The following is a 2544-nucleotide window of genomic DNA, read 5'->3' as shown; positions in this document are numbered from 1 at the left end:
ACTTAGTTGTGGAAATATTGGAAGGGAAGTGAGGGATAAGGGGTTTCTATAACTATAGTGTTGTTATGGGAAGAGGTGAAAGAAGAGGCGAAGAGATAGTTTATTTTTTTTGATTTATATTGAGAATGATAATCAATAAAAAAGTTTTATAATTTTTTCTCAGTTTCTATGCCTTTGTATAAGGAATAGGGTGAGATATTATTTTTAATATTCAATGAGAATGATAATCAATAATACTTATGTTACATAAAAGAATGCTAATTAAATAATAGGTAAAAGAGATTATTTTTTTCTTATAAATTGAGAATAATTATCATTTTCAAAAAAGTGAAATGAAAGATAACCAAGGAGGAAACAAGAAAAATGAAAAAGGTTTCTGTATTACCCGCTTTTATTATAACGTTCGTATGTATGCTAGCTTTTCTTGTAATGCCATACGGAAATGCTTCAGCAAAACTAGCTGATGGTACTTACGATATTAATTACGTAATTCAAAAAGCGGAAAATGATTCAGCTTCAATGGCAAATGACTATTTTGAAAAGCCAGCAAAATTAGTAGTGAAAAACGGTGAGATGAGAGTACAAGTTCCGATGAATCATAGTGCTTGGATTACAGAATTTAAAGCACCAGAGAACGGGGATTTTGTTGATGCGAAAGTTGTTAGTAAAGATGAATCGGCAGATAAAAGAACAGTAGAGTTTAAAGTAGATGATTTATCCAAACCGGCAGCTGTAAAAATTCATGTTGTTGTACCAAATGCAAACTATGACCACCACTACACAATTCGTTTTGCTTTTGATGCAAATGTAAAAGCTGTAGGTGGCGATAACGGCGTAGCTGCTACTACAAAAAATAATGATCAAGCGAAAACAGATACACAAGTAAAAGAAGAGAAAACAAAAGTAGAGAGTAAGGAAACAGCTAAAGAAGTGAACAAAGAAACAAAAAATGAAAATGGAAAAGCTGAAAAAACAGATAATCCAAAAACAGGCGATGAAGCACGTATTGGATTGTTTGCAGCGTTAATTCTTATTTCAGGTGCTTTCTTAATTCGTAAAGTGAAGTTGAGTAAATAAATCTTTTGAAGGGTGATGAATATATGTTTAAACAATTTAAAATGATTATTGCCGTATTTGGTGTTTTATTTACGTTTATCGCAACACTAGGTTTACAAGATGCAAAGGCTGCTACAAAACTAGCTGATGGAAAATATAATATTGCTTTTACTGTATGGAAAGGCGATAAAGATGAATCGTCTAGAATGAATAGTTATTTTGAAAGCCCAGCAACATTAACAGTTAAAAATGGAAAACAATATGTTTCATTTAAAGTGAAAGATAGTGCTTCTATTAAAAGTTTCCAAGTAGAAAAAGATGGTCAATTTGTAGAAACAACCGTGTTAAGTGAAAACAAAAAAGATAATACTAGAGTTGTAGAATTTGAAGTTGCTGACTTGTCAAAAAAACTAAATGGCAAAGTGAAAATTAATATTCCAATTATTAATTATAATGCTTCGTATGATATTCGCTTTGTATTTGATGGGAATAGTATTAAATAATTTTCAAAAGGGAGAGTCGTTCCATTGAACAGGTATACAAAAATTATTGTTGCTATGTTTTTAATAATATTTACATTCGTATCAACATTACAACCACTTGCAGTTCAAGCAGCTACCAAGTTGGCTGACGGTGAATATTCAATTGGCTTCAAAGTTTTAAAAGATACATCAGATGAAGAATCAATGATGAATCAATATTCAGTAAGCCCGGGAACTTTAAAAGTGAAGGATGGGAAAAAGAAAGTATCCTTTACATTAACAAATAGTTCATGGATTACGAAGTTTGAAACAGAAAAAGCAGGTAAGCTAGTTGCGACAAATGTAATTAGTGAAGATAAAGAAAAAGATACAAGAGTAGTAGAATTTGATGTAGAAGATGTAGAGAAGGTATTAAATGCAAAAGTAAAAGTAGATATTGATTTTTTAAATTATCATCATGAGTACGACGTTCGTATTGCATTTGATCAAAATAGCATTACACCAATTCATGTAGAAAAACCAAATGAAAAAGAGGACCCAGCTAATAAGCCAGATCCAAATGAAACTACCGATCCAGGTCAGAAGCCCGACCAAAAGCCTGACCCAGATCAACAACCAAATTCTAACACAATTACAGATGGTGCGTACAGCATTCCATTTAAAGTATTAAAAGATCAAACAGATGAAGAATCTAAGATGAATACTTACATGGTAAATCCAGGAGTATTAAAAGTAGAAAACGGTAAGAAAAAAGCAATTGTAACACTAAAAAGTAGCTCATTAATTAAAAATTTCCAAACGGAAAAAGATGGCGCATTTGTTGATGCAAAAGTAGTGAGTGAGGATAAGGAAAAAGATACAAGAGTAGTAGAGTTTGAAGTAAACGATTTATCTAAAAAACTAAATACAAAAGTATTTATCGAAATGGCATCAAGAAATTATAAGCAAACGCATGATGTACAACTTTTATTTGAACAAGATAAACTTGAACAAATTAAAAATGAAG

3 protein-coding genes are annotated in these 2544 nt (G+C 31.2%); all 3 read left to right on the top strand.

Translation table 11 applies throughout. From position 1 onward, the window contains the following. Positions 1 to 363 precede the first annotated feature (363 nt). Positions 364 to 1077 (top strand): heme uptake protein IsdC, encoded by a 714-nt coding sequence (isdC, locus tag MR167_RS31180; RefSeq protein ID WP_000757958.1) that lies wholly within the window; start codon positions 364 to 366, stop codon positions 1075 to 1077. Between the two features lie 23 nt (positions 1078 to 1100). Then, on the top strand, positions 1101 to 1559 hold the full coding sequence (locus MR167_RS31175) for an NEAT domain-containing protein (protein WP_000476176.1): 459 nt from the start codon (positions 1101 to 1103) through the stop codon (positions 1557 to 1559). Positions 1560 to 1583: 24 nt separating this feature from the next. Next, a partial coding sequence (locus tag MR167_RS31170; RefSeq protein ID WP_242316214.1) for an NEAT domain-containing protein occupies positions 1584 to 2544 on the top strand: 961 nt, incomplete at its 3' end.

Origin of the sequence: Bacillus cereus group sp. BfR-BA-01355 (assembly GCF_022663675.1) — a bacterium.
GTDB lineage: Bacteria > Bacillota > Bacilli > Bacillales > Bacillaceae_G > Bacillus_A > Bacillus_A thuringiensis_S.
This window is presented reverse-complemented; position numbering and strand designations above follow the sequence as displayed.